We start from the raw sequence: 3,125 nt of genomic DNA, 5'->3' as shown, positions 1-3,125 counted from the left end.
GTGCGTACCGGGCTGAGAGGCGGTGTAAGTGAACTGTAGTTGCCATGTTTTACGGCAATGAGAGCAGAGATAGCGCTGATGTCCGGCAGTGCTTTTGCCGTTACGCACCACGCCTTCAGTAGCGGAGCAGGAAGGACATCTGATGGAAATGGAAGCCACGCAAGCACCTTAAAATCACCATCATACACTAAATCAGTAAGTTGGCAGCATTACCGGCATATCTGCTGCTATCGCAGAAAGTTAACGGATGCTGAACTTGAAGCGTGTTATCGTTACGACAAGCAGTTTTGGGAGCACTACAGTAAGAAATGCCGTTGGCCCATAAGAAATGTTCCCTGGGGAGCATCATCCGTTAAATACTCATAAACGCCTGAAATTTTGCCGGGGGCGCTGCGCTTGCCCGGCCTACATTAGAGCGTAACTGCAATGAATTGTGCCCATTTGTAGGCCTGATAAGCGTAGCGCCATCAGGCATTTACAACTTAAATCACACCCTGCGCCAGCATCGCATCGGCAACCTTCACAAAACCGGCAATGTTCGCGCCCTGCACGTAGTTGGTTTGCTCACCTTCACCACCATGCTCAACACAGGCATGGTGGATATCCAGCATGATGTGATGCAAACGTGCGTCAACTTTCTCGGCTTTCCAGCCCAGGCGCGCAGCGTTTTGCGCCATTTCAAGGCCTGACGTTGCTACACCGCCAGCATTAGCCGCTTTACCCGGTGCAAACAGTACGCCTGCCTGCTGGAACAGTTCAGTCGCTTCGATGGTGGTCGGCATATTTGCCCCTTCGGCGACGGCTTTAACGCCATTGGCGATAAGCTGATGCGCGGCGTCAACATCCAGTTCGTTCTGGGTGGCGCAAGGCAGGGCGATATCAACCGGTACAGACCACGGCTGTTGGCCTTCGAGATAGACCAGACCAAATTCTTTGGCGTAATCTGCCACTCGACCATCGCGGCTGGCTTTGATTTCGATAAGACGTGCCAGTTTCTCTTTCGTGAATCCGCTTTCATCAACTACAGTGCCGCTGGAGTCTGACGCAGTGATCACACGAGCACCAAATTCCATCGCTTTTTCGATAGCGTACTGGGCGACGTTGCCGGAGCCAGAAACGGAAACGCGCATCCCTTCAAAACCCATACCGTGGCGTTTTAACATTGCTTCTGTGAAATAAACCAGACCGTAGCCGGTAGCTTCCGGGCGAATAAGACTACCGCCAAATGAAAGGCCCTTACCGGTGAAGACGCAGGCGGTATTGTTGGAGAGCTTTTTCATCATCCCCGCCATAAAGCCGACTTCACGACCACCAACGCCGATATCACCTGCCGGAACGTCGGTATCCGCGCCCAGATGACGATAAAGCTCGGTCATCAGCGCCTGGCAGAAACGCATCACTTCGCTTTCGCTTTTACCTTTCGGGTCAAAATCGCTACCGCCTTTACCACCGCCCATCGGCAGGGTAGTCAGGGCATTTTTGAAGGTTTGTTCGAAGCCGAGGAATTTGAGAATGGAGAGGTTAACTGACGGATGGAAGCGCATACCGCCTTTGTACGGGCCGATGGCTGAGCTGAACTGCACACGCCATGCACGGTTGACCTGTACCTGGTTGCGATCATCAACCCATACCACGCGAAACTGGATCACGCGCTCCGGTTCAACCAGACGCTCCAGTAATGACATCTGGCGATATTTTGGATTTTGTTCAAGAAAAGGCCAGAGTGTGGTCATTACTTCACGAACGGCTTGCGCGAACTCGGTTTGATTCGGGTCGCGCTTTTGGACATGGTTGAGGAATGACTCCAGAGAATATGTCTGATCCATAGATATAAAACCCTTATATATTAATACGATTGTGCTTATGTTGTTTATGTCATGTGCTTTTGCAGTTTTCGACTATACCATCAAGAATGTGACGGTAAGCAAGAAAAAAATGACCCAGGAAAGCAAATTAATAACGAGAGTAATCTCATAACCAAATGCGATAACTCAGACGCTAAAGTTTTGCCACCCGGCTACCGTTATCAGTTGCAGAGACAATAACGTTAAGGAGTTCCCTGTGAGTCGAGCATTGTTCGCCGTAGTATTAGCATTTCCATTAATTGCACTGGCTAACCCGCATTATCGTCCGGACGTGGAGGTAAACGTACCGCCAGAAGTGTTCAGTTCAGGCGGGCAGTCAGCGCAGCCCTGTACTCAGTGCTGCGTTTATCAGGATCAAAATTATTCTGAAGGGGCGGTAATTAAAGCCGAAGGAATACTGCTGCAATGCCAGCGGGATGACAAAACCCTTAGCACTAATCCGCTGCTCTGGCGGCGCGTAAAGCCATAAACGCCTCTAATAGTGGAATGTCAGTAGGGGCCAGCGGATATTGCAGCGCCTCTTCAGGTGAGCACCAGACCAGCGCCTGATGTTCATGTGCCTGTAACGTCCCGTGGAAGTCGGGTACGTGCCAGGCATGAAGATGGATAATCCGGCCCGAAACTTCTCGCTGATGGCTGGCAACATACTCACCCACAGTTGCTTCGATGCCCAATTCTTCGTTTAACTCACGCACCAGTGCCTGCTGCTAGCTTTCATCCAGCTCGACTTTACCACCGGCAAACTCCCATAATCCCGCCTGATCGCTCTGGGCGGGGCGTTGCGCGAGTAAAATTTTGCCATCACGTTCAATGATGGCGGCAACAACTTCAATCATTTTCATAAATTACACACGGGCAGATAAGCGAAAAATGCCATAATATCCGCACTGTTGCTCAATCAGAAAGGCTTTATATTTAAGGAGTGCCTGTGCTAGACCGCCATCTTCATCCCCGGATTAAACCGTTGTTGCATCAGTGCGTGCGGGTTCTTGATAAACCGGGCATGGTAATGCTGCCAACTTACTGATTTAGTGTATGATGGTGATTTTAAGGTGCTTGCGTGGCTTCCATTTCCATCAGATGTCCTTCCTGCTCCGCTACTGAAGGCGTGGTGCGTAACGGCAAAAGCACTGCCGGACATCAGCGCTATCTCTGCTCTCATTGCCGTAAAACATGGCAACTACAGTTCACTTACACCGCCTCTCAGCCCGGTACGCACCAGAAAATCATTGATATGGCCATGAATGGCGTCGGATGTCG

At 50.8% G+C, this 3,125-nt stretch carries 4 protein-coding genes and 3 pseudogenes; 4 read left to right on the top strand and 3 right to left on the bottom strand.

All coding sequences use genetic code 11. From position 1 onward, the window contains the following. On the bottom strand, positions 1-159 hold a 159-nt coding region (locus tag BFF42_RS13990; protein WP_032277379.1), incomplete at its 3' end, for an IS1 family transposase. A 51-nt stretch (positions 160-210) separates the two neighbouring features. On the opposite strand from BFF42_RS13990, the pseudogene BFF42_RS27765 reads away from it, so the two are divergent. Next, a pseudogene (locus tag BFF42_RS27765) lies at positions 211-366 on the top strand (DUF1266 domain-containing protein); the annotation flags it as partial. Positions 367-482: 116 nt separating this feature from the next. On the opposite strand, the gene gdhA reads toward BFF42_RS27765, so the two are convergent. Next, entirely contained in the window at positions 483-1,826 is a 1,344-nt protein-coding gene (gene gdhA / locus BFF42_RS13985; protein ID WP_000373055.1) for an NADP-specific glutamate dehydrogenase, read from the bottom strand. A 235-nt stretch (positions 1,827-2,061) separates the two neighbouring features. On the opposite strand from gdhA, the gene BFF42_RS13980 reads away from it, so the two are divergent. Continuing rightward, positions 2,062-2,334 (top strand): YnjH family protein, encoded by a 273-nt coding sequence (locus tag BFF42_RS13980; protein ID WP_000085238.1) that lies wholly within the window; start codon positions 2,062-2,064, stop codon positions 2,332-2,334. Here BFF42_RS13980 and nudG read toward each other — a convergent pair. Beyond that, positions 2,300-2,707 (bottom strand): annotated as a pseudogene (gene nudG / locus BFF42_RS13975) (CTP pyrophosphohydrolase). The gene BFF42_RS13980 and the pseudogene nudG overlap by 35 nt on opposite strands. Before the next feature lie 86 nt (positions 2,708-2,793). On the opposite strand from nudG, the pseudogene BFF42_RS26950 reads away from it, so the two are divergent. Both BFF42_RS26950 and BFF42_RS13970 read left to right on the top strand, forming a co-directional pair. Next, a pseudogene (locus BFF42_RS26950) lies at positions 2,794-2,871 on the top strand (CDP-alcohol phosphatidyltransferase family protein); the annotation flags it as partial. Between the two features lie 54 nt (positions 2,872-2,925). Next, the coding region (locus BFF42_RS13970) for an IS1 family transposase (protein ID WP_001638972.1) at positions 2,926-3,125 on the top strand (200 nt) is incomplete at its 3' end.

Origin of the sequence: Shigella sp. FC1661 (assembly GCF_001712525.1) — a bacterium.
Lineage (GTDB): Bacteria > Pseudomonadota > Gammaproteobacteria > Enterobacterales > Enterobacteriaceae > Escherichia > Escherichia coli.
This window is presented reverse-complemented; position numbering and strand designations above follow the sequence as displayed.